The organism is Brevundimonas sp., from assembly GCF_036399195.1.
In the GTDB taxonomy this organism is placed as follows: Bacteria; Pseudomonadota; Alphaproteobacteria; order Caulobacterales; family Caulobacteraceae; genus Brevundimonas.
Window position 1 is genome coordinate 1 of the sequence record NZ_DASWNO010000277.1, and the last position, 24,456, is coordinate 24,456.

Consider the following 24,456-nt stretch of genomic DNA (forward strand, 5'->3'; position numbering starts at 1 on the left):
GGCCCGCCGGTGCTATGGCTCCGTGATGCGCCAGTCCTTCGATGAAACCACCGATCCGTCCTTCGGGGCGAAGCACCTGCCGCTTGTCCGGGCCAAGATGGCGGAGCAGGGGCTCGACGGGTTGCTCGTCCCGCACGAGGACGAGCACCAGAACGAATATCTGCCCGAGGCCAACGACCGCCTGGCTTGGCTGAGCGGCTTCACCGGATCGGCCGGCGCCGGCGTGGTGCTCAGGGACCGGGCCGCGGTGTTCGCCGACGGTCGCTACACCGTGCAGGTGAGAGCCCAGGTCGACGCCGGGCAATTCGAAATCCTCGACCTCGTCGAAGGCGGCGTTCCGGCGTACCTGGAGCGCGTTCCCAACGGCTCGATCATCGGCTACGACCCCCGCCTGCACAGCCCCGACGCCCTCGCGACGCTGAAGCGGGCGGCTGAGAAGGCGGGGGCGGTGCTGAAGCCGGTCTCGCCGAACCCGCTCGACCTCGCCTGGGGCGATCACCGGCCCGCGCAGCCGGCCGCACCGGTCGTGCCGCACGAGGATCGCTACACCGGCGAAACCAGCGCCTCAAAACGGGCCCGGATCGGAAAGGCCGTCAAGGCCGCCGGCGCGGATGCGGCGGTGCTGACCGCGCCCGCCTCGCTGGCGTGGCTGTTCAACATCCGCGGCGGCGACGTGATCCGCACGCCCCTGCCGCTGGGGCAGGCGGTGGTGAGGGCCGATGGATCGGCGCAGTTGTTCCTCGATCCGCGCAAGGTCACCAATGAACTGCCGGGCTGGCTCGGCGACGCCGTGACGGTCGAGGCGGCGGAGGCCCTGGAGGGCGCGCTCGACGCGCTGTCGGGGCAAAAGGTGCTGGTCGATCCGGGCCAGTCCTCGGCCTGGTATTTCGACCGGCTGGAGACCGCCGGCGCCACGGTGGTGCGCGGCATGGATCCCTGCACCCTGCCGCGGGCGGCCAAGAATTCGGTCGAGATCGAGGGGGCGCGGCAGGCGCACATCCGCGACGGCGCCGCCCTGACCCGCTTCCTGCACTGGGTCGACACGACAGCACAGGAGACCCTGCCGGACGAGCGCGTGGTGGCCGAGGCGCTGGAGGGCTTCCGCGAGGCGACCGGCGCGCTGAAGGACCTGTCGTTCGACACCATCGCGGGCGCCGGTCCGAACGGCGCGCTGCCGCACTACAAGCCCGTCGCGCGCACGATCCGGCGGATGGAGAAGGGCTCGCTGTTGCTGGTCGACGGCGGCGGCCAGTATCTGGACGGCACCACCGACGTGACCCGCACCATGGCCGTCGGCGAGCCCGACGCCGACCAGCGGCGGATGTTCACCCTCGTGCTCAAGGGCCACATCGCCATGGCCATGGTGCGCTTCCCCGCGGGGACGACCGGCCACCAGCTGGACGCCCTCGCGCGCCTGCCGATGTGGATGCAGGGCTTCGACTACGACCACGGCACCGGTCACGGCGTGGGCAGCTACCTAGGCGTCCACGAGGGCCCGCAGCGCATCGCCAAGGCGGTGAACACGCAGCCGTTGCTGACCGGCATGATCCTGTCCAACGAGCCGGGCTACTATCGCGAAGGCGCCTGGGGCATCCGTATCGAGACGCTGCAGGTGGTGACGCCGCCGGAACCGATCCCCGGCGGGGAGCGCCCGATGCACGGCTTCGAGCAACTGACGCTGGCGCCGCTGGACCGCAAGCTGATCGACGCCACACTGCTGACGGAAGGCGAGCGGGCCTATGTCAACACCTATCACGCCGAGGTGCTGGCCAAGGTGGGGCCGCTGCTGGAGGGCGCGGTGCTGGGCTGGCTGACGGCCGCCTGCGCGCCGTTGCAGTAGGGCCGGACGGCTCCCATCTCGGCTGGACCGGCGACCTTCGTCGTTCCAGCCATTCACAGGAGAGCGCCCGATGAAGACGCGCACGCTGGGTCCGTCAGGGCCCGAGGTCTCAGCCATCGGTCTGGGCTGCATGGGCATGGCCGCCTTCTACGGCCAGCCGTCCGACGAGGCGCAGGCGACCGAGGTCATCCACCGCGCGCTCGATCTGGGTATCACCTTCTTCGACACGGCCGAGATGTACGGCCCGCACACCAACGAGATTCAGGTCGGCAAGGCGCTGGCGGACCGCCGCGACCGGGCCTTCGTCGCCACCAAATTCGGCATCGGTTACAACGCCGAACGGACGGCCCTGACCGTCGACGGCTCTCCCGCCAATGTCCGCCGCGCCATCGAGGGCAGCCTGAAGCGGCTGGGGATGGACCACGTCGACCTCTACTACCTACACCGCGTCGACCCGAACACGCCCATCGAGGAGACGGTCGGGGCGATGGCCGAGCTGGTGACGGAGGGCAAGGTGCGCTTCCTGGGCCTGTCCGAAGCCGCTCCGGAGACACTGCGGCGCGGCCACGCGGTCCATCCGATCACGGCGCTGCAGACCGAATACTCGCTCTGGAGCCGCGAGCCCGAGGAGGAGCTGCTGGCGACCTGCGAGGAGCTGGGTATCGGCTTCGTGCCCTACAGCCCGCTGGGGCGGGGCTTCCTGTCCGGCGAGATCGGGTCAATCGACGATTTGGCTGCGGATGATTTCCGCCGCTCCAACCCGCGGTTCATGGGCGAGAATTTCCAGAAAAACATCGACCTCGTCCATGCGGTGGCCGGGATCGCGGCGGACAAGGGCGTGACGGCGGCGCAGCTGGCGCTGGCTTGGGTGCTGGCTCAGGGCCCGCATCTGGCGCCGATCCCGGGCACGCGGCGCGTGCGGACGCTGGAGGAGAACGCGGCGGCGGCGGACGTCGACCTGACGGCGGAAGAGCTTGCCCGGATTGAAGCGGTCTTCCCGAGGGGGGCGGCCTCGGGCCACCGCTACGCCGAAGCGGCGCGGGCGGCGCTGAACCGGTGATCAGTGATCCTTCCTCCTTCGCGGGGGAAGGATCACGAGATGAGCGCCAGCCACTCGTCCTCGGTGAGCACCTGCACCCCGTGCTTCTGCGCGTCGGCGAGCTTCGACCCGGCGCCCGGTCCGGCGACCAGATAGTCGGTCTTCTTCGACACCGAGCCGGACACCTTGGCGCCGAGGCTTTCCGCGCGCGCCTTGGCCTCATCCCGGGTGAAGCGTTCGAGGGCTCCCGTGAAAACCACGGTCTTGCCGGCGACGGCCGTGTCGGACTTCGGCTTCTCGGCGTCCTCGATCCGGGTCATCTCGGCGACCAGGGCGTCGACCATGGCGCGGTTGTGGGGTTCGCGGAAGAACAGCGCGAGCGCCCGGGCCGCGACCGGCCCGACCCCGGGCACGCCGGCGATCCGGCCGAGGGCGTCCGAAGGGCCTTCGTTGCGCGCGACCTCCGACAGTGCGACGAGGCTCGCCCAGTTTTCGGCGATCAAGGCGATGCCGCGTCGCGCGGGGGCAGCCAGGCCTGGGAAGGCGAGGGCGATCTTCTGGTCCATAGGCGCCTCGGGCCAAGGATCAGCGGCGGGCGGTGACGCGGCCGCCAGAGCCGCGATCACGCGGGGCGAGACAGCATGGGTCTCGCTCAGCCGGGTCCAGTCGTCGCTCGGCAGCCCGGAGGCGGCCGCGACGCAGGCGGCCTCGAAGGCGGGCCATGTCTCGAAGGCGCGGGCGAGGACGATGGAGGTCTGCTCGCCGATGTCCCGCACCCCGAGGCCGTAGATGAAGCGGTCCAGCGCGATGGTCCGACGGGCGTCGATGCCGGCGACCAGATTGCGCACGCTGGTCTCGCCGTAGCCTTCCTCGGCCCGCAGGGCGTCGAGCTTCTCCGTGTCGCGCGCCAGCCGGAAGATGTCCGCGGGCTGGCTGATCCAGCCGCGTTCGTGGAAGGCGATCAGTTGCTTTTCACCAAGACCTTCAATGTCGAAGGCGCGGCGGCTGACAAAATGCTTCAGGTGCTCGATGCGCTGGAACGGGCAGGCCATCTCGCCGGTGCAGCGGCGCACGACCGATTCGACGCCCGAGGCGTTGGTCTCCTTGACCAGCGCGGTGTTCAAGGGGCAGGCGCACGTCTCGGGGAAGGCGTAGGGTTCCGGCCGCGCGGGACGTTCTGCGTCCAGCACCCGGAGGATCTGCGGAATCACGTCGCCCGCGCGCTGGATCGCCACGGCGTCGCCGATCCGCACGTCCAGCCGGGCGATTTCGTCGGCGTTGTGAAGGGTGGCGTTGCGGACGACCACGCCGCCGACCGTCACTGGCCGCAGGCGCGCGACGGGCGTGTGTGAGCCCGTGCGGCCCACCTGGATGTCGATCCCCTCCAGCACGGTCTGCGCCTGTTCGGCCGGAAATTTGTGGGCGATGGCCCAGCGCGGGGTGCGGGACACGAAGCCGAGCCGGGCCTGCCAGTCCAGCCGGTCGACCTTGTAAACGACGCCGTCGATGTCGTAGCCGAGCCCCGCCCGGTCCGCCTGCAATGCATCGTAGATCGCGAGCAGCCCGCTCTCGTCTTCCACGCGCACTGAGCGGTCGTTGACGGAGAAGCCCCACCGTTTCAGCGCGTCGAGCGCCTCGGCCTGGGTCTCGGCGAACGGGGCGGAGGTCTCGCCCCATGCGTAGGCGAAGAAGCGCAGCGGCCGTTTCGCGGTGATCGCGGCGTCCTTCTGGCGCAGCGATCCGGCGGCGAAATTGCGTGGGTTGGCGTAGGTGCGCGTGCCGGCCGCCTCGGCGGCTTCGTTGAAGGCGGCGAAGCCTTCGTTGGAGGCATAGACCTCGCCCCGCACCTCGACCCGGCCGGGCCAGCCGGAACCCGACAGGCGCTCCGGAATGTCGGCGATGGTCCGCAGGTTGGCGGTCACGTCCTCGCCGGTCCGGCCATCGCCGCGCGTGGCCCCCTGAACCAGCACACCATTTTCGTAGCGCAGGTTGGCCGACAGCCCGTCGATCTTGGGCTCGGCCACGAACGCCAGCGGCTCGTCCGCGGAGAGCTTCAGGAAGCGGCGGATGCGGCCGACGAAGTCCGCGACCTCAGCCGAAGCGAAAGCGTTGTCCAGCGACAGCATCGGCGCGCCGTGGCGTGCGGGCGCGAACTGGTTCGAACCGGAAGCGCCGACGACCTGCGACGGCGAAGAGGCCGAGGTCAGATCGGGGTAGGCGTCCTCGATCTCCAGCGCCCGGCGCTTCAGGGCGTCGTACTCGGCGTCGGAAATCTCGGGCGCGTCCTGCGCGTGATAGAGGGCGTCGTGACGGGCCAGCTCGGCGGTCAGGCGGTCGAGCTCTTCGCGGGCCTGCGCTTCGTTCAACTGATCCACGGGAATGTCGGACATGAAACGCTCGCAATGGGAATCTCGCTGCGGTTCTAGCATCGGCGGACACGAGCCGCACCGACCGCTATGACAGGGAGTTAATCTGACACCGCGCCCGGCGGCGGCTAGCGTCCGGTCACGCTCACAGGAGACTTCATGCGCCATCCACGCCTTGTCGCCGTTTCGCCGATCGCGGCGGCGCTGCTGCTGTCCGCCTGCATGTCGGCCGCGCCGGTCAGCGAGCCGGCCACGCCCGCGGCCGCGGCTCCGTCCGTGATGCATGCGCAGCTGCTGGAGGACGTCAGCATCCTCTCGTCGGAGGAGATGCAGGGGCGCGACACCGGCGCGCCGGGCGGCGTGATGGCGCGCGAGTATATCGTCGCGCGACTGGAGGCGCTGCGCGTCGTCGCGCCGCCGATGGGGCGTCTACAGCCGTGGGAGATGCAGGGCCGCACTCGCGCGGGGCCCAAGACCTTCAACGGCGTCAACGTCATCGGGCTGATCCCGGGCACGCGGGTCTCGGACCGCTACATCGTCGTCACGGCCCACTACGACCACGTCGGGGTCAACGCCGAGGGGCAGGTGTTCAACGGCGCGGACGACAACGCCTCGGGCGTGGCGACCATGCTGGCGCTGGCCGCAGACCTGAAGCGCCAGGCGCCGCAGCACAGCGTGCTGATCGTCGCCCTGGACGGCGAGGAGCGCGGGCTTCTCGGCGCCAAGCATTTCGTCGAGGCCCCGCCGGTGCCGCTGACATCGATCGCCATGAACCTCAACTTCGACATGACGGCGCGGGCGGAGACCGACGGCAAGCTGTGGGTCACCGGCACCTACCAGCACCCGAACTTCCGGCCGATCCTGGAGCCGCTTCCGGCCAACGGCGCGGTCTCCCTGGCTTTCGGCAAGGACACGCCGCAAGACACGGGCGAGGACAATTGGGTCGAGGCTTCGGACCACGGCGCCTTTTACCGGGCGCAGATCCCGTTTCTGTATCTCGGGGTGAACTACCACCCCGATTATCACCGCCCATCGGACGACTTCGAACGGATCACGCCGTCCGTCTTCATCAGCGCCACCGAGCTGTCGATCGCCTCGTTCAGGGCGCTGGACGCGGCGCTGGATCGCTAGCGGACGGGCTGCGGTTCAGGCCGCGGCGCCGTTGCGGATATCCAGCTTCAGCCCCATCGCCTCCGCCAGCGCCTTGGCGCGGCGGCGGGTCTGTTCGCCCAGCAGCACGTCGGCGTAGCCTTCGGCGGCGGTCAGGACGAGGGCGCCGTCGCGCACGGCGGCGCGGGCGTTGACCAGCAGCTGTGGCGCGCGGCCGGACAGGTCGCAGGCCAGGCGAATGGCCAGTCCCAGCGTCCGCGCCCCCTGCCGCTGCTCTTCGGAGAGAAGGCGGGCGACCGTCACGGGCTCGGGCGTGGCGACTGGGCCGCCATACCGCGCGTTCACCGCGACCGCCAGGTAGGCGCGCTCGGCGTGGCTCTGGCCGGGGACCGGCGCCCGCAGGACCTGGTCGAAGGCCAATTCGACGCGGTGGTCGGGGTGCAGCCGGGCTCCGAGGTCGGCCAGGCGACAGGCGGCGTCGGCGAGCACGTCGTCCCGCGCCTTGTCGAAGACCGTCGGCATAGCCTCGAGCAAAGGCGCGATCCAACCCTTGAGGGCGCCGGGCAGGGTGGGCGAGATGCCCTGACGAGCGCCCAAGGCCGACGATCCGGCGAGCAGCGGGTCGGCGGCGGCGATGTCCGGTTCAAGCGCTTCAAAAAGCAGGCCCTCCCGGACCCCCCAGGCCGAAACCACGATCCGCTTCAGGCCCAGCCGTTCGATCAGTCCCTCCAGCACCAGCGCCGCGTGCGGCAGGGTTTCCGACCGCTTCTTCGAAACGCCGGGCCACTTCTCCAGGGCCGTGCGGGACGCTCGGGCGATCAGGTGCGCCGTGGCCAGCGCCTCGGCGGCTTCCATGGCGTACTGATGAACGATGCGCAGCGGATAGCCGGTCATCTCCATATGAACCTGAGCGAGCGTCCGCCAAGCGCCGCCGACGGCGTAGAGGGTGTCGGTCTTGAACTCGGACGCGGCTTCCAGCCGCTTGGCGATCACCTCCCGCATCTGATCCGGCTCACGCCCCTTCTCCGAGGCGAGGGCGAAGGGGCCGAGCGGCAGGGTCACGCCGCGTCCAACCTCGCCGTCCTTGATCCTGACCAGTTCCAGGCTGGAGCCGCCGAGGTCCGCGGCCACGCCCTCGGCGTCAGGGATCCCGGCGAGGACACCGAGGGCCGCATAGCGCGCTTCCTCCTCGCCGGAGAGCACACGGATCTGCAGGCCTGTTTCCGCCGCCACGGTCTCGCAAAAGGATTGCCCGTCCGAGGCTTCCCGGATGGCGGCGGTGGCGGCGACGAACACCAGCGCGGGACGCACCCCTTCGGTCACCGCGGCGAAGCGCTTCAGCGCCGTCAGCGCCTGCGCCGCCCCCTCGGCCGAAAGCGCGCCGGTCCTGGACAGGTCGCGTCCCAGCCCGGCGAGCACCTTTTCGTTGAACACCGTCCAGATCGCGCGGCCTTCCAGACGGTACAGCACCAGACGCACCGAGTTCGAGCCGATGTCGATGGCGGCGACATCCCTGGGCGCGCCGATGGCCGACAGCAGGGCCTCGGGCATCAGCGCTTCTTCCGCGAGGGTTCGTAGCTGATCTGGCCGGGCAGGGTCTTCACCTTGCGGCCGCGACCCGAGAGGCTGGGGTTGGTCATGAAATATTTGTGGGCCGAGAACGGCCGCTCGGGGTCTGCGGGCTGGACCCGCTGATAGGCGCCGTCGGCGGACAACACCCAGCTCTGGGCGTCGTCCTTCAGGTTGGCGACCATGATCTGGTCGAGCACCTGATCGTGGACGGTGGCGTTCAGCACCGGCGTCATCAGCTCGACGCGGCGGTCGAGATTGCGGTTCATCCAGTCGGCGGAGGAGATGAACACCCGGGCCTTGTCATGCGGCAGGTCGCGGCCGTTGGCGAAGGCGACGATGCGGCTGTGCTCAAGGAACCGTCCCACGATCGACTTGACCCGGATGTTCTCGCTCAGCCCCTCTACGCCGGGTCTCAGACAGCAGATCCCGCGCACGATCAGCTCGATGCGGACGCCCCACTGGCTCGCGCGATACAGGGCGTCGATGACCTGCGGATCGACCAGCGAGTTCAGCTTGGCCCAGATGGCGGCCGGCTTGCCCTGGGCGGCGGCGGTCATCTCCTTGCCGATCAGGTCGATCAGCGTCGTCTTCATGTTCAGCGGCGAGACGACCAGCGCCTCCAGCTGGTCGGGCTGGGCGTAGCCGGTGATGTAGTTGAACACCCGCGACGCGTCGCGCGCCAGCACCGGGTCGCAGCTGAACAGGCTGAGATCGGTGTAAACCCGCGCCGTGACCGGGTGATAGTTGCCGGTGCCGAAGTGGCAGTAGGTCCTGAGCGCCTCGCCCTCGCGCCGGACCACGACGCTGAGCTTGGCGTGGGTCTTCCACTCGACGAAGCCGAAGACGACGTGGACGCCCGCCCGCTCCATGGCGCGGGCCCATTTCAGATTGGCCTCCTCATCGAACCGCGCCTTGATCTCGACCAGGGCCGTGACGTTCTTGCCGTTCTCGGCCGCCTCGATCAGGGCGGCGACGATGGGGCTGTCACGGGAGGTGCGGTAGAGCGTCTGCTTAATGGCGATGACGTTGGGATCCCGCGCGGCCTGACGCAGGAACTGGACCACCACGTCGAAGCTCTCGAACGGGTGGTGGATCAGCATGTCCTTCTCGCGGATAGCCGCGAAGATGTCGCCGCCGTTGTCGCGGACGCGCTCGGGGTAGCGCGGCTCGTAACCCCTGAATTTGAGGTCGGGGTGCCCGGCCGGGATCAGGTCCGCGACCTGCGCCAGTCCCAGCATGCCGGCGACCAGCACGATATCCTGCGGCCCCGCGTCCAGCTCCTCGGTGATGAAGGTGCGCAGGTCCTCGGGCATCGAGGCCTCGATCTTGATCCGGACGACCGAGCCCAGACGGCGCTGCTTCAGCGCCTCCTCGAACTCCATCACAAGATCCTCGGCCTCTTCCTCGATCTCGATGTCGGAATCACGGATTAGGCGGAAGACGCCCTGTTCCAGCACGTCGCAGCCGGGGAACAGGTGGTCGATGAACAGTGTCAGCAGGTTTTCGAGCGAGACGTAGCGCTTCTTGCCCGGCGTGGAGCGGCCGTCCGTCGCCAGCGGCCAGAACCGCTTCACCTGCGTCGGCACCGGCACCAGGGCGTAGAGGGTGCGGTTGTCCGAGCGGCGCTTCAGCTTCAGCGCCAGCGAGAAGCCGAGATTGGGCAGGAATGGGAAGGGGTGGGCCGGGTCGATGGCCATCGGTGTCAGCACAGCGAACAGCTGGTTCAGGAACTCGGGCTCAAGACGGTCACGCTCGGTCTTGGTGATCTGCGCCGCGTCGACGACCTCGATGCCGGCCGCGGTCAGCTCCTTGCGCAGCTTGCGCCAGCGGCGCTGCTGCTCCGCCATCAGGGCTCCGGCGGCGACGTTGACCTTGTCCAGCTGCTCCGCCGGAGTCAGGCCGTCGGCCGACACCACCCGCACCCGCTCCCGGACCTGACCCTTGAGGCCGGCGACCCGGGTCATGAAGAATTCGTCCAGATTGTTCGCCGAGATCGACAGGAAGCGCAGCCGCTCCAGCAGCGGGTGGGCCGGGTTGGCGGCCTCTTCCAGCACGCGGCTGTTGAAGGCGAGCCAGGATATCTCGCGATTGAAGAAGCGCCTCGGCGACGCCATCAGCTCTTCGGAAAGATGGAGCTGGGGCGCGCGGGACGAGGGCACTTCCTCGCCGCGGGTCCTGTCCTTGATCGCCGCGTCGGTCATGCTCCGGTTCTGGCGCGTCGCGCGCGCCGCCGCAACCTCGGTCCCGGACGCGAAAACGCCGCCCGGTCGCAGGACCGGGCGGCGCTTGATCCGTGGGCTGACGGCTTTTACCAGCGCCAGGCGTCGTAGATCACGTCGACGATGTAACCGTCGTATTCGTCGATCAGGTAGATGTGGTTGTCCACCAGCACCCAGCGCGTGCCCTCCGGCGGATAGCCGAGGCCGAAGGTGCGCCAGTCGTTCAACTGATAGCGCCAGAAGATCGACGGCAGATACTGGCCCGCATGGTAGCGCTGGCCCCAATAGCTGCGGGGCACCTGGTAGTAGCCGTAGCCCGGCGCGAAATAGAAACCGATGCGGAGGCCCGAGTAGCCGCGGAACCGTCGATCGCTGCGCCACCAGTCGGCACGGTGGCTGCGGTTCCAGTCGTAGCGCCACTGGTCGCTGTTGAAGCGCTGGCGGAACTCGCGGTACTCGCGCCGGTCCTGACGGTCCTCGCGGCGGTCTTCACGCCGCTCCTGGCGGTCTTCGCGCCGGTCTTGGCGGTCGTCGCCTCCGTTCTCGCGGCGAAGGCGGCGCTGCTCGGCGGCGGCGGCGTCGCGGATGTCCTCGCGGCTGCGGAACAGCGGCGCATTCGGATCCGCCTGGCGGCGCTCCTGACGCGTGTCCTGCCGGTCCTCGCGCCGATCCTGACGGCGCTCCTGCCGCTGTTCCGCCGCCGCCGCGTCGCGGATGTCCTGTCGGTTACGGAAGGCGGGCGCGTTGTCGGCGGGCGCCGCCTGTTCCTGCCGGTCGGCGCGGCGCTCCTGACGCTCTTCGCGCCGTTCCTGCCGCTGCTCACGGTTCTGTTGCGGTTGGGCGGCCGGAGCGGCGGCTGGGGCAGGCGCCGGCGCGGAAGCGCGAGCCTCCGCCGCGGCGGCCGCGCGGATATCGGCCCGACTGCGGAACAGCGGCGCGTCCTGCGCCATCACCGGGGCGGCGGCGGGCAGCACATAGGCCGCGACGGCGGCCGCCATCATCAATGAACGTTTCATTCTCGCTTCTTCCCCGCACGCCCCTGTCAGGCGGCTTGTGCAAGAGTTGGCATCCGCCACCTGAACGGTGACTGAACGAACCAAGGCCGATGCTGGAGACAGACACGAAAACGCCCCGCGGACCAAGGCCGCGAGGCGCATTCCGATCTGACCGTACGTCTTAGAAGGCGCCGGACAGAACGCTGGCGATCAGGCCCGTGGCGACGGCGATCAGGACGATGTCGTTGCCGGCGTGGACGTACCGGTATCCGCGCGGCGCCGGGCGCAGGCCGTAGGTGTATGGATCGCGAACATAGTAACCGCGGTAGGCCTGCGGCAGGTAGCCGCCGCGCTGCCAGCTCTGACCGTAGTAGCGGGGCTCGACGCGGTAGTAGCCGTAGCTGGGCGCGTACCAGTAGCCCTGCCGCGATCCGCGGTAGTCGCGGAAATCGTCGCGGCCGCGCCACCAGTCGCGGTTGTTCCGATCCCAGCGCTGATCGCGGCGGAAGTCCTGGCGGTCGTCACGGCGCTCCTCGCGGAAGTCGCGGCGATCCTCGCGGCGGTCCTGTCGGTACTCGCGGCGGTTATCGTATTGCCCGCTCCGCAAGTCTCGGCGGTCGTCGCGGCGCTCCTGACGGAACTCGCGGCGGTCGTCGCGGCGGTCCTCGCGATATTCGCGGCGGTTCTCGCGGCGGTCGCCGCGGCTCTGGGCTTCGGCGACGAGCGGCGCCGAAGTCGCCAGCATCAGTCCGAAGACGGCGGCCTTGGTGAAGCGGTTCATCTCACTCTCTCCATGGGGCGGAAGAGGGTGACCGCCCGTTAATCATGACCCACGCTCGGACTCGCCGGATGAACCGAGGCTGAACGGTGGCGTCAGGTTGGCCCGCGGCGCCATTGTCTCGGAGCTGGACAGCGCCCACGTCAGGAACCCTAGCGACAGGAGCCTTCCATGACCCGGCCGATCGAACTCTGGTACTGGCCCACGCCGAACGGCTGGAAGGTCTCGATCGCGCTCGAGGAAATGGGCCTGCCGTACGAACTGAAGCCGGTGAACATCGGAGCGGGCGAGCAGTTCGAGCCGGCCTTCCAGACGATCAGTCCCAATGGCCGGATGCCCGCCATCGTCGATCCGGAGGGGCCGGACGGCGAGCCTTTGTCGATCTTCGAATCCGGGGCGATCCTGCAATACCTCGGTCTCAAGTCCGGCCGCTTCTACCCCCAGGACCCCCGCGGCAAGGCCGAGGTGGATCAGTGGCTGTTCTGGCAGGTTGGGGGACTGGGTCCGATGGCGGGGCAGACGCACCATTTCCGCCAGTACGCCCCGGCTTTGATCAAGGACCAGCGGCAGATCGCCTATGGTGTTCGCCGTTACACCGACGAAACGCACCGTTTGTACGGCGTTCTGAACCGGCGGCTGGCCGATCGGGACTTCGTGGCGGGCGACTATTCCATCGCCGACATGGCCTGCTGGCCCTGGATCCTGCCGGAGCATCAAGGTCAGAGCCTCGACGAGTTCCCGCACCTGGCGGCATGGCTCGGGCGGGTGGGCGAACGTCCCGGAGTCGCGGCCGGTCGGGCGCTGGGCGACGAATTGCGGAGCAACCTGGCCGCTTCAGGCGCGTCAGCCGAGGCGGCGCGGAAGGTGCTGTTCGGTCAACGCGGCCGGTGACGTTCCGTCAGCAGAGATGACCAGCGGATTGACGAGAGATTTCAGAGGTCTGAATCGCTCAGCGAGTATTCATGCGTGCTTTACTCAAAAGATTTTCGGCGCCCGTCGGCGTTAACTTTAACTTCAAACCACAGGTATTTGATCGCGGTCATCGGGAGGGGCCAGAAAGGTCCCGGATCCAGGAGACACTGTGATGAACGCGCAAGAAGCAGCGCCCATGGTCAACGAAGAGCAGGCCCTGCCCCTGCCGACCGCCGACATGAGCGGCGATGACCTGTTCCGTCTGGGCATGATGTATTCGAACGGTCAGGGCGGGTGTCCGCTGGACCGCGTCTCGGCCCACATGATCTTCAACCTGGCCGCCATGAAGGGCAGCGTCGAGGCGCGCGTCTATCGCCGCGAGATGAGCCAGGAGATGGAGCAGGACGAGATCGCCGAAGCCCAGAAGGCGGCCCGGCGCTGGATCGACGCCGGCGTGGTGCGGCTGGCGGCCTAACGGCGGCGTTCCGGCAAGCCGTCCCGCCGCCGAGCCCAATCACGCCTCAGGCGCGCGACCAGAAGCACGAGGCCGGTCACCAGCAGGGCCAGCGTCAGGGCGGTGACGCCGATCAGCAGCGGATGATTGAAGTTATCGCCGCTCTTCAGGTCGAGGATGTGAAGCCGCCACATCAGATCGTAGAACCGCCACAACCGCGAGCGGCGCGTCTCGACCTCGCCCGTCGCGGGTGAGACGTAGAAAGCGGTCTTCTCCGCATCGTTGAAGTCCACCCGCCAGACCGGGCCTGACTTGCCCGTCTCCTGCGGTTGCTCCAACAGATATCGGGCGTCGACCGGCGCGCCGCTCCCGGCATACGCCGCCGCGGCCGCGGCCCGCGCCTCCGCCTCGGTCATCGGCTTTAGTGGAATCCCTGTCACGGCCGAGACGATGAGCCGCTTTTCCTTCCCGTCCGACAGGACCCACACCGGTCCGCGAAGCGTCGAGCGCAGCTCAGCCCGCACCGGGCGTTCGCCGGTCAGCGCCGAGACCTGCGCCAGGGGCATGACGTCGAGCGGAAGGGGCGGGGCGGCGACCTCGCGGACGTGATGCTCGCCGCGCACGCGCTCGATCGGGATCGAGACCATGATCAGGCCGCCGACGACCCAGAAGATCACCTGTATCCCGACGACCAGCGACACCCATTTGTGGATCTGGGTCGACAGCCGCACCACGCCTGACATGAGAACTCCGGGGGGGCCTGACTTCCCTGAACCCTTACGCTGGACTGCGCTCGGCCGACAGTCGCCCGCTGGTCAGAAGCTCTGGTACTGCCCGCCGATGGCGTAGCTGAAGCCGACAGGCAGGGCGTTGCGGAACAGGGTGACGAAATTCGCCACCTCCCCCAGCGTCGACCGGGGCACGAAGATGATGTCGCCGCGGCGGAGGGCGATGACCTCGCCTCTCCGGGGCCGTAGGTCGACCGCGCGCAGCATCCGGACGCCGCCCGGCCCGCGTCGGATCAGGGCGACCTCGTTCTGACGCGCGGTGGGCAGGTAGTCGCCGGCCTGGATCACCGCCTGATAGGCGTCGAGGTCGCCGACCATCTCGATCATGCCCGGATTGCGAACCTCGCCCCCGACCCAGACCCGGATCGGCCCGGCGGCCTTGAGGGTGATTTCCACCAGTGGGCGGCGGAGTTGGCTGGCGTAGGCAGCCGAGGCGTCGGCCTCGACCTCGGCGATGGTGCGGTCCGCGGCCATGATCTGGCCCACGAGAGGCAACGAGATGCGGCCGTCCGGCCCGATCTTCTGGACACGGGTCAGCTCCGCCGCCGTGGGCGTGGCGATCTCGATCTCGTCGCCGGGATAGAGGACGTATTCCGGCTCCGCCTCGGTCCAGTCAGCGAAACCGATCTCCGGGAACGAAGTGCGCCCTTCGGTCTGGACGCGGTCCCCGGCCGGACGCGGCATCCGGGCGCCGTACTCGCCGCCCGTAAGAGACGCCGCCGCGCCGCACCCCGTCGTCATGGCGCCGATTCCGGCGAGACCCAGAAGCATCAGGCGGCGGTCGATGGCCATGGCGAATTCGTTCCGGAAAGCGACTGTCAGGGCAGGGTGGCCGGTTATGGGTAACCAGTGGTTAACGCCGTGGGCCCAAGGCTTGGCGCATCAGTCCTGTTCGATGGAATCAGTCCGCCCGCATGCGTACGACGGCTTACACCACGGTCCGCCCGCGCTACGGCTTCCTTGACGTCGTCGGGCTGCTGTTCCGCGAGTTCTGGCTCATGGTCGTGATCTTCCTGGCGGTGTTCGCGCTCGGTACGGCGGCGGTGCTGACGCTGAAGAAGTCCTACACCGCCACGGCCAGCGTCTACGCCGGGGTCGGCTCCGAATACGTCTATCAGCCCCGGGTCGGCGCCACCGAGCGCGGACAACCGCTCGAGGCCGACGCTGTCGCGTTGTCCGAAGCGGCCATCCTCAAGAGCCTCGAGGTCAAGCGCCGCGCCGTGCGCGCCGTCGGGGCCGACACGGTGCTGGGTCCGGACGCGAAGGGCACGCCCGCCGAGAAGGAAGCCGCCGCGCTCAAGGCGCTCGACGCGGGATTGGGGGTCGGCACGACCGCCGGCAGCGCCATCATCTCCGCGTCGTATCAGTCCGAAGACCCCGTCCGCGCTGCTCAGGTGCTGAACGCCGTCGTCGATCAGTATCTGGTCCAGCGCCGGGCGGTCTTCCGCGACCGGACGACGCCCGCCCTCGCCGAACAGCGGGAAGCGTTCGAAGCGGATCTGGACGAGGCGGATCAGGCCTATTCGGCCTTCATGCAGTCCAATGACCTCGGTGATTTCGCCACCGCCAAGGCGACACTGGCGGCCACCTACCAGACCACCTACGCCGAGGCCCTGTCGCTCAGGGCGCAGCTGAATCAGGCCACGCGTCGCGTGGAGACGCTGGAGCGGCAGCTGGCCGAGCAGCCCGCCGAGGTCGTGCTGCAGCAGGACCTGAATATTTCGGCCCAGGACCAGATCCTGCAGCTGCGAACCCAGCGCGAGGCCCTGCTGTCCCGCTATACGCCCGACGCCCAGCCGGTGAAGGACATCGAGCAGCAGATCGCCGACCTTCAGGCCTATGTCGCGACCGGCACGACCGTCGGCGCCAAGGAAGTCCGCACCGGCCCCAGCACCATCTTCACCGAGATCGAAACCGCCCGCATCACCGCAGCCGCCGACCGCGACGGGCTGGCCGCGAGACTGAGCGTGGCGGAGAGCCAGCTGGCCCAGCTGCGCTCGCGCCAGGCCGAACTGACCCGGCTGGAATCGACCAACGCCAATCTGGCGGGCAACCGCGAGGTTCTGGCGGCCAACATCCGCGACTTCCAGCAGCGCGAGAGCGCGGCCCGCGCCGACAGCGCGCTGGTCGCTGCAGGCGCCGACAATGTCACCGTGCTGGAGAGGGCGCAGGCGCCCACCCGGGGAACCAGTCTGAAGGCGCCGCTGCTGGCCGTGGTGTTCCTGTTCGCGGCGTTCACCGCCCTGTGCGTCGGCCTGCTGCGCATCTTCACCCGCAAGGGCTACGTCACCCCGGCCTCGACGGGACGGACGCTGCAAATGCCGGTCCTCGCCGTCGCGCCGATCAAGGCCGCCAACGACCGCGGTCGCCCCGAAGTCATGGTAGCGTAGGAGCCGGTAGCCGGGCGTAGCGATTCGATGGTCGATCTCACATCCGAAATGGCGGCGCTCTGGGCCGCGCTCGGCCCGGCTCCCGGCCATCGCGGACGCGTGGTCCAGGTGGCCGCCGCCAACTCGGGCGAAGGCGTGTCGACCGTGGCGCGGGAGTATGCGCGCCTCGCCGCCGTTCGGGCCCGCAAGCCGGTTTGGTTGGTCGACGCCGACCTCGCGCAGCAGGGGCAGATGGAAGCCGTCGCCGGTCAGGCTGGCCGGTTCGGCGCGCTCGGCAAGGCCGCCATCGCCACGCCGGACGGCTCGATCTTCTTCGCCGTCACCCCGCGCCTGATGGACCGCGAAGGCCGACCCGTGCATCCGGCGCGGCTGATGACCGCCCGCTCCTGCCTTGGCGGGCGGCTTTGGGTCACGCGCTTCGCCGCCGAACATCTGCGCTCGGGCCAGCGGGCCGAGGCGGTCGGCGACGCGAGTTACTGGGACGCCCTGCGCAAGCATGCGGACACGGTCGTGATCGACGCCCCCGCGGCCGACCGCAACGACATGGCGATCACCCTCGCGCCTTTCGTAGACTCGACCGTGCTTGTGGTCGCCGCCGGGATCACGCCCGCCAACGAGCCCCTGATGCTGCGCGACGAGATCGAGGCGGTCGGGGGCAAGATCGCCGGCGTGGTCGTCAACCGTTCGACCTACAATCCTCCGGCCTTCCTGAAGCGGCTGGCGGGGTAGCGCGCCTAGGGGTCAATGCGCGCCAGCGCCCGCCGGCAGATGATCCTTGTCGTGCTTGCCGACCCGGTCAATCAGCGTCCGCCCCGCGTGATTCATCCCGATCAACTCGACCTCGGCTCCCTGCCTCCGATAGCGGAACACGACCTTGTCCACCGCCGCGACGCCGGTCAGGTCCCACAGATGGGCGTCGCTCATGTCGATCTCGACACGCCTGGGGTTGCCATGGTGCTCGAAGGCGGCGGCGAAGAACTCGGCCGAGGCGAAGAACAGATTGCCGCTGACGCGGTAGCGCAGAACGCCCTCCTCGGCGGTCGGCGTTTCCTCAACCACGACGGTCTTCCCCACCTTGCGCATGAAGAAGATCGCGGACAGCACCACGCCGAGCACCACCCCCTTGGACAGGTCGTGAGTGGCGACCACCGTGGCGGTGGTGGCGATCATGACGACCGAAGACTGGAACGGCGTGGACCGCAGCTTCAGCACCGAGCCCCAGTCGAAGGTCCCAACGGACACCATGATCATCACGGCGACCAGCGCCGCCATCGGAATGCGCGCCACCCAGTCCTGCAGCACCAGGATGAGGAACAGCAGGAACAGGCCGGCCCACAGCGTCGACAGCCGCCCGCGCGCGCCGCTGGTCACATTGATGATCGACTGGCCGATCATGGCGCAGCCCGCCATGCCGCCGAACAGGGACGAGGCGATGTTGGCGATGCCTTGTCCGCGCGTCTCACGATCCTTGTCCGATGGCGTGTCTGTGATGTCATCCAGCAGGTTGGCTGTCAGCAGGCTCTCCAGCAGACCGACGAAGGCGAGGGTGGCGGACACCGGCGCGATGATCGCCAGCGTCTCCCATGTCAGCGGCACGGCCGGGATGTGGAACATCGGCAGGGTCGAGGGCATCGCGCCCATGTCGCCGACGGTCCGCACATCGACGCCTGACCAGATGACGAAGGCGCTGATCACGACGATGGCGACGAGGGCCGAAGGGACGGCCCTGGTGATGCGAGGCAGGCCGTAGATGATCGCCAGCGCCGCCGCGACCAGGGCGAAGGTCTGCCAGTTGGCGCCGATCAGTTCCGGCATCTGCGCCAGGAAGATCAGGATCGCCAGCGAGTTGACGAACCCCGTCATCACCGACCGCGATACGAACTTGATGTAGCGGCCGAGCTTGAACAGACCGACGATGATCTGGAACACGCCGGTCAGCAGGGACGCGGCGAACAGGTATTCGAGCCCGTGGTCCCGAACCAGAGTGACCATGAGGAGCGCCATTGCGCCCGTGGCCGCCGAAATCATGGCGGGGCGGCCGCCGACGAAGGCGATGGTCACCGCGATCACGAAGCTGGCGTAGAGGCCGACGGCGGGATCGACGCCGGCTATGATCGAGAAGGCGATGGCCTCCGGGATAAGGGCCAGGGCCACGACGGTGCCCGCCAGCAGATCCGTGCGGGGATTGGCGAGCCATTGCCGGCGCGCCGAGGCGATCAAGGTCATTTCACTATGGTCTGCAGCAGGAACGACCGGCGCCGCGCGCACGGGTGTCGCTCACGTTTCCCGAGGATAGGCGCCCGGGGTAGCCACCCGGCGGGGCCGGGTCCTCGGTGACGCGGACCGGATGCAGCAAATTGGGTCCGACGGCAAGGCTGACGCGTCACCGGTTGGGACGCCCGATCAGCTTCTGCCTGTGAAGCTCAGGACCTTCGATGACCCGGTCTCCCGCATCATGTCGAGGATGGCCGCCGTGAGCTGATGCGGCCGGAACGGCTTGGCCAGCCGGGGGATGCCCACGGCCGCGCCTTCGGGGATCTCGGCATAGCCGGACACCAGCAGGATCGGCAACCGCGGCCAGCCGCCTTCGACGGCATGGATAAGGTCCGCGCCCGTCATTTCCGGCATGGCGAAATCCGTGATGAGCAGATCGACGCGGCTCTTGCCCAGGATGCGAAGGCCTTCCGCAGCAGACGGCGCCTGCAGGACCGTATGGCCCATGTCCGACAGCATCGCAGCGGTGTTGGTGAGAACGATCTCGTCGTCATCGACGATCAGGATGGTGAGGGGATCCAGGACCCGGCGGTCCGGGGTCTGTGGTGCGGCGACCTCAGGACTGTGTGCATCCGCGGCAGCCACCGGAAGCCAAATCTCAACAACGGCGCCGTGGCCCGCTTCGCTGCTCAGGACCAGCTTGCCCCCGCATTGCTCCGCCATCCCCGCGACCATGGAAAGCCCCAGCCCGGTGCCCCGGCCGACGCCCTTGGTGGTGAAGAAGGGATCGACGGCCTTGCCGAGGGTTTCCGTGTCCATCCCCTCGCCCTCGTCCGAAACCCAGAGGCAGATGTAATCTCCGGGCGTCAGTCCGTTACGGACCTGAACGGTTTCGTGTCGGGCCCCGATCGTGATCACGCCCCCGTTGGGCATGGCGTCCCGGGCATTGACGGCCAGGTTCAGCAGGGCGAGTTCGAGCTGGCCTGGGTCGGCGCGGACGGGCTTCAGGAGCAGCGGGAAGCGCGTGTCGATGGCGATGCCTGGGCCGATGGTACGCTGCAACAGGTCCGCCATGCCCCGGACGAGATCGGGCAGACGCACGGATTGCAGCTCAAGCTCCTGCTTTCGCGCGAACGCCAGCATCCGGTGGGTGAGCGTCGCCCCGCGTTCCGCGGCCTGCATGATGTTGTCGAGGAAGCGGCTGATGTCCTCGCCCTTGGCCAGCCGCCGGCGAGCCAGATCGACGCTGCCGATGATCGCGGCGAGCAGATTGTTGAAGTCGTGCGCCACGCCGCCGGTCAGTTTGCCGATGGCCTCCATCTTCTGGGACTGGAAGAAGGCCTGCTGGGCCTGCTCCAGCGCGAGTTGCGACCCCCGACGCTCGGTGAGGTCACGCGTGATCTTGGCGAAGCCGATCAGGGTTCCGCTGTCGTTCCGGACCGGGTCGATGACGACGTTGGCCCAGAACTGCGTCCCGTCCTTGCGGTAACGCCAGCCCTCGGCCTCGAAGCGACCCTCGTCCAGCGCCGTCCTCAGAGCCCGGGCCGGCACGCCGGCAGCCTGATCTTCCGCAGCGTAGAAGCGCGAGAAGTGCTGGCCGATGATCTCCTCGGCCGTATAGCCCTTGAAGCGCTCGGCGCCCGCGTTCCAGCTGGTGACGTGGCCCTCCGTGTCCAGCATGTAGATCGCGTAGTCGGTGACGCTCTGCAGCAGGAAGCGGAACCGCTCCTCGCTGCGGCGAAGCTCTTCCTCAGCCTCCCGGCGCACCGTCAGGTCCCGAGTGACCTTGGCGAACCCGACCAGTTCGCCGGAGGGGTCCCAGATCGGGTCAATGACGACATTGGCCCAGAAACGGGTCCCGTCCTTCCGCAGCCGCCAACCCTCGGCCTCGAAGCGGCCTTCGGCTTCCGCCGTCCGCAGGCCCGTGGCGGGGATGCCGCGCTGCAGGTCCTCCTCGGTGTAGAATTTGGAGAAATGCTGGCCGATGATCTCATCGGGCGCGTAGCCCTTGAACCGTTCCGCGCCCGCGTTCCAGCTGGTGATCACGCCGGTGGGGTCGAGCATGTAGATGGCGTAGTCGGTCACGCTCTGCACGAGCAGTTCGAAACGGTTGATCATGCCGGGAGTGGAATCTGAAACGCTCAAGACCTGGCCCCGCCGTCATCGGCGACGCCGAAGACGCGTGAACACCCATGGTGCGACATGGTTCCGGCGGTGCTAACCTAAGCCTCCGCCGCCTCCAGCCGCGCCAGTTCGCGCGCGCCGTAGAAGTGCGGCTCAAAGCCTTTCATCCACAGCACCTTGCCCATGCCCCGGGCGGTCCGATCGTACACGGCGGCGCGCGCTGGGCTGGCGATCAGGCTGAGGCCGATGGATGCGAGGCCCCAGACCGTCGCCTGGGCCGCGCCGATCAGCATCCATCGGGCCACGCCGGGCCAGTCTTTCGCCGCCGCCGCCGTCTGGCTCGGCCCCTGACCGTAGGCGAAGGCGCGGGCCAGCGCGTATTTCAGCGTGGCGCGGTGGGCGGGGGCGAACTCCTCGACCCAGGCGTCAGCCGCCCAGCCGAAGCGCCCGCCGCGCTGGCCCAGCGCCGCGAACAGGGCGTCGTCCTCGCCGCCGGCGTGATCCGCGCGGGTGTCGAACGGGGCCGAGCCGGGCAGGGCGGTCGCCCGAACCAGCAGCGAGTTGCCGCAGCCCCAGGGGCTGTCGACCAGCATGGTTCGGTCGGGTCCCTCGCGCCCGAAGAAGCGCTCAAGATAGGGTCGCAGCCAGTCGGCCGCTTCGGGGGCGCGGCCGGCGATCGGCCCGAACACGGCGTCCGCGCCGATCTCAGCCTGGGCGCGGAGCAGGGCCGCCAGCCAATCCGGCGACGCGGCCTCGTCGTCGTCGAGGAAGGCGATCAGGGGGGCGGCGGTGGCGGCCAGTCCCGCGTTGCGCGCCGTGGCGACCCCGGGCGTGGGGGCGTGAACGTAAAGCAGCGGCCAGGGCGAGGCCTTCCCCAGCGCCGAAACCGTCACGGCGGCCGACCCGGACGGATCGTTGTCGACCACCACGATCTCGGCGACCCGGTCAAGGACCCCTGTTTGAGCGAACAGGGACCGGAGCGCGCGCCCCAGACTCTCGGGACGCCGCAGCGTCGGCACGATGACGGCCACGTCACCCATCACACGGCGTCCGCATAGAGGGCGGCCCTGTAGAGGCGCAGCGAAAAGGCCCGCGCGGCGACCGGCAGCCAGCCGGCCTCGGCGCCGCGACGCATCAGCGGTCGCAGAAGGCCCAGACCGGGCAGCCGCTTCAGCGTTCGCGCGGCGCGGTAGCTGGGCCAGGCGGCGACCAGCTCTGGATGCCGGGCTGTGATGCGGGCGAAGTTCGGGGCCGACTGCTCGTATTTGCCCGCCAGCGCGGACACCGTGTCGAGGCCCATGTGGGTGGCGGGATTGTCGACGTGCAGGATCTCGAACCGCCGGGCCACCCGCGCCGCCCACTCCACGTCCTCCCAGCCCCAGCCGGTGAAGCCGGAGTCGAAGGCCTCGGCTTCGAACACGTTGCGGCGGACCAGCAGGTTCGAGGTGTAGACGTATTTTTCCGGCTGCTTGGCGCGCTCGGGCGCGGCGACGCACTCGGACTTGGCGGCCATGGCCCGGTGGACGGCGAACTCGGCCTCGTCGGGCGCCTGCAGCAGCGAGAAGCCGCCGAAGGCGACGGCCGGGTCTTCGGCGGCGACCAGTTCGGCCCAGCGCTGGAGGAAACCGGGATGGTCCGGACGCATGTCGCTGTCCAGGAACAGCAGGCTGCCGCCCCGCGCGGCGGAGGCGAGGCGGTTGCGGCCGATGGCGCGGCCTTCATTCGCGGTCAGGGAGATCAGGCGACCGGGCAGGGCCATCGCTCGCACCTGTTCGGTGAGTCGCGCCGTCAGAGGGGCGTCGCCAGTGCCGTCGTCCAGGAGCACGATCTCGACCGCGCCGTTCAGCGCCCCGGCCTCAGCGTCCAGCCGGGCCAGCAGGTCGGCTGGATCGTCGCGCAGGAAAGGGATCAGGACCGACAGGGCGGGGGACGCGACCATCCAGCCGGCGTTGTCGAGGATGTGCGCGCTCATGCCGCCGCCCTCCGTGACCGGCGCTCCGCGACTAGCCGCATGGCCACGTCGCGTACCCCGGCGGCGTTGATCGTCAGGGCCGCGGCCGCATAGACGAGGCCGCCCATGGATGCGTCCAGCATCAGTTCGGGCAAGCCGCCGATGGCCGGCAGGCGCGACACCACTAGCGCCATGACAGCCGTGGCCACGCCGCAGCGGATCAGGCTCTCCCACGGCACCGGCAAGGCGATGACACGCCGCCCGATCCACATGGTCGCCAGCATGCCGACAGCGAAGCTGGCCGCGGTCGCCCAGGCGGCGCCCAACAGGCCGAAGTACGGCACCAGGACGAGGTTCAGCACCACGTTCAGGCCCGCCGGGATGGCCATGGCGACCAGCAGCCGCTTCGTCTTCTTCCCGAGGGTGAAGGCCTGTCCGAAATAATAGGCGGTAAGGCCGAACAGCAGGGCCGACAGGGCGATCCATGGGGTCACGCTGGCGGCTGCCGTGCGAAGCTCCTCGCCGATCAGCACCTCGGCCAGGGGCCGCGCCACCAGCGCCACACCGGCGGCGGCGGGGAGGCCGATCAGAAGGAAGGTCGAGAGCTGCTCGCGCGCCGCACCCTTCAGGCGATCCAGTCCCCCGCGCTCGAGCGCCATCACCAGCGCCGGCTGCCCGGCCGAGCCGAGCCACAGGAACAGCACGTCGAGCGTCCGGTTCGCGATGGAATAGCTTGCGTGATAGGCGCCCACCGCCGCCTCGTCCATGAACGCGGCCAGCAGGAAGCGGTCGGTCGAGGACAGCACCACCGTCAGCGCCAGTGAGGCGGCGATCGGATAGCCGTAGACGGCGTAGCCGCGGACCCGATCCCGCTCGAACACGCCGCCGCGCGACTGTTTCAACTCACCCGGCAGGATGAAGGGCAGGGCCGCGAGCGGCGCAAGGGCCAAGCCGAGGAGGGGCGCCGCGCCGCCCGCGCCGCCGAGGGCGAAGGCGACGCCGACGAGCAGGCCCCCGACCGCCACCGACATATCCAGATTGGCGGCCTTGGAAACCTCGCCCGCGGCGCGATATCGCTCCTGCGCCAGTTTGACGAAGCAACGCACCGGGCAGCCTGCCAGCCCGGCCGCGAGCGCGAACTTCAGCAGGGGATCAGCGGGCCAAAGCCACAACACAAGGCCGACCAGGGGGATGAAGGCGACGCTCAGCCATGTCGCCGCGCGGTACAGGCTGGCGAAATGACCCGCGAGGTCGCGGCCCGGCCTGCCGGAGGCCCAGAAGCGCGCCATAGCCGCCTCAAGCCAGGTGAAGACCGCGACATGGGCCAGGGTCAGGACCGAGAAGGCGAGGGCGTAACGGCCGAAATCAGCCGGGCTCAGCAGCCGGGTGAACAGGATGATCGACAGGAAGCCGACCACGCCCTGCACGATGTTGGCGGGCAGGTAGCCCCAGACGCCGCGCCAGAACATCAGCGCCTCCGGATCATCGCACAGCCGCGCGGTCGCCCAGCAGCACGGGGACCGTCACGGCCATGATCCACAGGTCGAGCCAGACGGACTGCCGCTCGACGTATTCGACGTCCAGCTGGACCCGGCGCCGCACGTCCTGCGCGGTGTGCAGCGGCCCGCGCGAGCCGTGGATGGCGGCCCAGCCGGTCATGCCCGGCTTGATGCGGTGGCGGTGGGCGTATTCGGCCACCAGCCG

General features: G+C 69.1%; 20 protein-coding genes and 1 other annotated feature. Of the genes, 7 read left to right on the forward strand and 13 right to left on the reverse strand.

The window, feature by feature from the left end; genetic code table 11:
• Positions 1 to 25 precede the first annotated feature (25 nt).
• Both VGB60_RS11965 and VGB60_RS11970 read left to right on the forward strand, forming a co-directional pair.
• A complete protein-coding gene (locus tag VGB60_RS11965) occupies positions 26 to 1,840 on the forward strand; it encodes an aminopeptidase P family protein (RefSeq protein ID WP_331038495.1) in 1,815 nt (604 codons plus the stop codon).
• A 70-nt stretch (positions 1,841 to 1,910) separates the two neighbouring features.
• Complete coding sequence (locus VGB60_RS11970; RefSeq protein ID WP_331038477.1) at positions 1,911 to 2,900, forward strand: aldo/keto reductase; 990 nt, start codon at positions 1,911 to 1,913, stop codon at positions 2,898 to 2,900.
• Between the two features lie 32 nt (positions 2,901 to 2,932).
• On the opposite strand, the gene ligA is transcribed toward VGB60_RS11970, so the two are convergent.
• The gene (gene ligA / locus VGB60_RS11975; protein WP_331038478.1) at positions 2,933 to 5,269 is read right to left on the reverse strand and encodes an NAD-dependent DNA ligase LigA; all 2,337 of its coding nucleotides are present in this window, start codon (positions 5,267 to 5,269) and stop codon (positions 2,933 to 2,935) included.
• Between the two features lie 135 nt (positions 5,270 to 5,404).
• Between ligA and VGB60_RS11980 the strand changes: the two genes are divergently transcribed.
• Complete coding sequence (locus VGB60_RS11980) at positions 5,405 to 6,376, forward strand: M28 family peptidase (protein WP_331038479.1); 972 nt, start codon at positions 5,405 to 5,407, stop codon at positions 6,374 to 6,376.
• Between the two features lie 15 nt (positions 6,377 to 6,391).
• Here the strand turns inward: VGB60_RS11980 and VGB60_RS11985 are convergent, their stop codons facing one another.
• The 4 genes from VGB60_RS11985 to VGB60_RS12000 form a co-directional block, all read right to left on the reverse strand.
• Positions 6,392 to 7,906, reverse strand: a complete 1,515-nt coding sequence (locus VGB60_RS11985; RefSeq protein WP_331038480.1) for a Ppx/GppA family phosphatase — start codon at positions 7,904 to 7,906, stop codon at positions 6,392 to 6,394.
• Positions 7,906 to 10,128: an RNA degradosome polyphosphate kinase gene (locus tag VGB60_RS11990; protein WP_331038481.1), complete on the reverse strand. Its 2,223-nt coding sequence runs from the start codon at positions 10,126 to 10,128 to the stop codon at positions 7,906 to 7,908. Before VGB60_RS11990 ends, VGB60_RS11985 begins: the two co-directional genes overlap by 1 nt.
• 107 nt (positions 10,129 to 10,235) lie before the next feature.
• Entirely contained in the window at positions 10,236 to 11,162 is a 927-nt protein-coding gene (locus VGB60_RS11995; protein ID WP_331038482.1) for an RcnB family protein, read from the reverse strand.
• Positions 11,163 to 11,322: 160 nt separating this feature from the next.
• Complete coding sequence (locus VGB60_RS12000) at positions 11,323 to 11,922, reverse strand: RcnB family protein (RefSeq protein ID WP_331038483.1); 600 nt, start codon at positions 11,920 to 11,922, stop codon at positions 11,323 to 11,325.
• A 168-nt stretch (positions 11,923 to 12,090) separates the two neighbouring features.
• On the opposite strand from VGB60_RS12000, the gene VGB60_RS12005 reads away from it, so the two are divergent.
• Positions 12,091 to 12,810: a glutathione S-transferase family protein gene (locus VGB60_RS12005; RefSeq protein ID WP_331038484.1), complete on the forward strand. Its 720-nt coding sequence runs from the start codon at positions 12,091 to 12,093 to the stop codon at positions 12,808 to 12,810.
• Between the two features lie 193 nt (positions 12,811 to 13,003).
• Positions 13,004 to 13,306 (forward strand): sel1 repeat family protein, encoded by a 303-nt coding sequence (locus tag VGB60_RS12010; protein ID WP_331038485.1) that lies wholly within the window; start codon positions 13,004 to 13,006, stop codon positions 13,304 to 13,306.
• On the opposite strand, the gene VGB60_RS12015 is transcribed toward VGB60_RS12010, so the two are convergent.
• Together VGB60_RS12015 and VGB60_RS12020 are read right to left on the reverse strand one after the other, a co-directional pair.
• A complete protein-coding gene (locus tag VGB60_RS12015) occupies positions 13,303 to 14,028 on the reverse strand; it encodes a PepSY domain-containing protein (RefSeq protein WP_331038486.1) in 726 nt (241 codons plus the stop codon). The genes VGB60_RS12010 and VGB60_RS12015 overlap by 4 nt on opposite strands.
• Positions 14,029 to 14,100: 72 nt before the next feature.
• Positions 14,101 to 14,865, reverse strand: a complete 765-nt coding sequence (locus VGB60_RS12020; protein WP_331038487.1) for a polysaccharide biosynthesis/export family protein — start codon at positions 14,863 to 14,865, stop codon at positions 14,101 to 14,103.
• A 122-nt stretch (positions 14,866 to 14,987) separates the two neighbouring features.
• On the opposite strand from VGB60_RS12020, the gene VGB60_RS12025 reads away from it, so the two are divergent.
• Both VGB60_RS12025 and VGB60_RS12030 read left to right on the forward strand, forming a co-directional pair.
• Complete coding sequence (locus tag VGB60_RS12025; RefSeq protein WP_331038488.1) at positions 14,988 to 16,463, forward strand: chain-length determining protein; 1,476 nt, start codon at positions 14,988 to 14,990, stop codon at positions 16,461 to 16,463.
• 27 nt (positions 16,464 to 16,490) lie between these two features.
• Positions 16,491 to 17,192, forward strand: coding sequence for a hfsB (locus VGB60_RS12030; RefSeq protein ID WP_331038489.1), 702 nt, complete (start codon positions 16,491 to 16,493; stop codon positions 17,190 to 17,192).
• A gap of 12 nt (positions 17,193 to 17,204) precedes the next feature.
• Here VGB60_RS12030 and VGB60_RS12035 read toward each other — a convergent pair whose 3' ends face one another.
• The 6 genes from VGB60_RS12035 to VGB60_RS12060 all read right to left on the reverse strand — a co-directional run.
• Positions 17,205 to 18,683, reverse strand: a complete 1,479-nt coding sequence (locus VGB60_RS12035; RefSeq protein WP_331038496.1) for a SulP family inorganic anion transporter — start codon at positions 18,681 to 18,683, stop codon at positions 17,205 to 17,207.
• 60 nt (positions 18,684 to 18,743) lie between these two features.
• Positions 18,744 to 18,796 (reverse strand) — a sequence feature (sul1 is cis-regulatory element that is thought to sense ions involved in sulfur or methionine metabolism; They are found in Alphaproteobacteria).
• A 70-nt stretch (positions 18,797 to 18,866) separates the two neighbouring features.
• Positions 18,867 to 20,795: a PAS domain S-box protein gene (locus VGB60_RS12040; protein ID WP_331038490.1), complete on the reverse strand. Its 1,929-nt coding sequence runs from the start codon at positions 20,793 to 20,795 to the stop codon at positions 18,867 to 18,869.
• A gap of 104 nt (positions 20,796 to 20,899) precedes the next feature.
• Positions 20,900 to 21,841, reverse strand: a complete 942-nt coding sequence (locus VGB60_RS12045) for a glycosyltransferase family 2 protein (protein WP_331038491.1) — start codon at positions 21,839 to 21,841, stop codon at positions 20,900 to 20,902.
• Complete coding sequence (locus VGB60_RS12050) at positions 21,841 to 22,773, reverse strand: glycosyltransferase family A protein (RefSeq protein WP_331038492.1); 933 nt, start codon at positions 22,771 to 22,773, stop codon at positions 21,841 to 21,843. Before VGB60_RS12050 ends, VGB60_RS12045 begins: the two co-directional genes overlap by 1 nt.
• A complete protein-coding gene (locus tag VGB60_RS12055; protein WP_331038493.1) occupies positions 22,770 to 24,221 on the reverse strand; it encodes a lipopolysaccharide biosynthesis protein in 1,452 nt (483 codons plus the stop codon). The genes VGB60_RS12050 and VGB60_RS12055 overlap by 4 nt, the downstream gene beginning before the upstream one ends.
• Positions 24,222 to 24,234: 13 nt before the next feature.
• On the reverse strand, positions 24,235 to 24,456 hold a 222-nt coding region (locus VGB60_RS12060; protein WP_331038494.1), incomplete at its 5' end, for a sugar transferase.

Bases quoted from the DNA above. Each gene is read 5' to 3' on its own strand.
- VGB60_RS12015 (WP_331038486.1), bottom strand. From the start codon at position 14,028: ATGTCAGGCGTGGTGCGGCTGTCGACCCAGATCCACAAATGGGTGTCG.
- VGB60_RS12010 (WP_331038485.1), top strand. From the start codon at position 13,004: ATGAACGCGCAAGAAGCAGCGCCCATGGTCAACGAAGAGCAGGCCCTG.
- VGB60_RS12050 (WP_331038492.1), bottom strand. From the start codon at position 22,773: ATGAGCGCGCACATCCTCGACAACGCCGGCTGGATGGTCGCGTCCCCC.
- VGB60_RS12045 (WP_331038491.1), bottom strand. From the start codon at position 21,841: ATGGGTGACGTGGCCGTCATCGTGCCGACGCTGCGGCGTCCCGAGAGT.
- VGB60_RS12030 (WP_331038489.1), top strand. From the start codon at position 16,491: ATGGTCGATCTCACATCCGAAATGGCGGCGCTCTGGGCCGCGCTCGGC.
- VGB60_RS12020 (WP_331038487.1), bottom strand. From the start codon at position 14,865: ATGGCCATCGACCGCCGCCTGATGCTTCTGGGTCTCGCCGGAATCGGC.
- VGB60_RS11980 (WP_331038479.1), top strand. From the start codon at position 5,405: ATGCGCCATCCACGCCTTGTCGCCGTTTCGCCGATCGCGGCGGCGCTG.
- VGB60_RS11990 (WP_331038481.1), bottom strand. From the start codon at position 10,128: ATGACCGACGCGGCGATCAAGGACAGGACCCGCGGCGAGGAAGTGCCC.
- ligA (WP_331038478.1), bottom strand. From the start codon at position 5,269: ATGTCCGACATTCCCGTGGATCAGTTGAACGAAGCGCAGGCCCGCGAA.
- VGB60_RS12000 (WP_331038483.1), bottom strand. From the start codon at position 11,922: ATGAACCGCTTCACCAAGGCCGCCGTCTTCGGACTGATGCTGGCGACT.
- VGB60_RS12055 (WP_331038493.1), bottom strand. From the start codon at position 24,221: ATGTTCTGGCGCGGCGTCTGGGGCTACCTGCCCGCCAACATCGTGCAG.
- VGB60_RS12005 (WP_331038484.1), top strand. From the start codon at position 12,091: ATGACCCGGCCGATCGAACTCTGGTACTGGCCCACGCCGAACGGCTGG.
- VGB60_RS11985 (WP_331038480.1), bottom strand. From the start codon at position 7,906: ATGCCCGAGGCCCTGCTGTCGGCCATCGGCGCGCCCAGGGATGTCGCC.
- VGB60_RS12025 (WP_331038488.1), top strand. From the start codon at position 14,988: ATGCGTACGACGGCTTACACCACGGTCCGCCCGCGCTACGGCTTCCTT.
- VGB60_RS11965 (WP_331038495.1), top strand. From the start codon at position 26: ATGCGCCAGTCCTTCGATGAAACCACCGATCCGTCCTTCGGGGCGAAG.
- VGB60_RS11970 (WP_331038477.1), top strand. From the start codon at position 1,911: ATGAAGACGCGCACGCTGGGTCCGTCAGGGCCCGAGGTCTCAGCCATC.
- VGB60_RS12040 (WP_331038490.1), bottom strand. From the start codon at position 20,795: ATGATCAACCGTTTCGAACTGCTCGTGCAGAGCGTGACCGACTACGCC.
- VGB60_RS11995 (WP_331038482.1), bottom strand. From the start codon at position 11,162: ATGAAACGTTCATTGATGATGGCGGCCGCCGTCGCGGCCTATGTGCTG.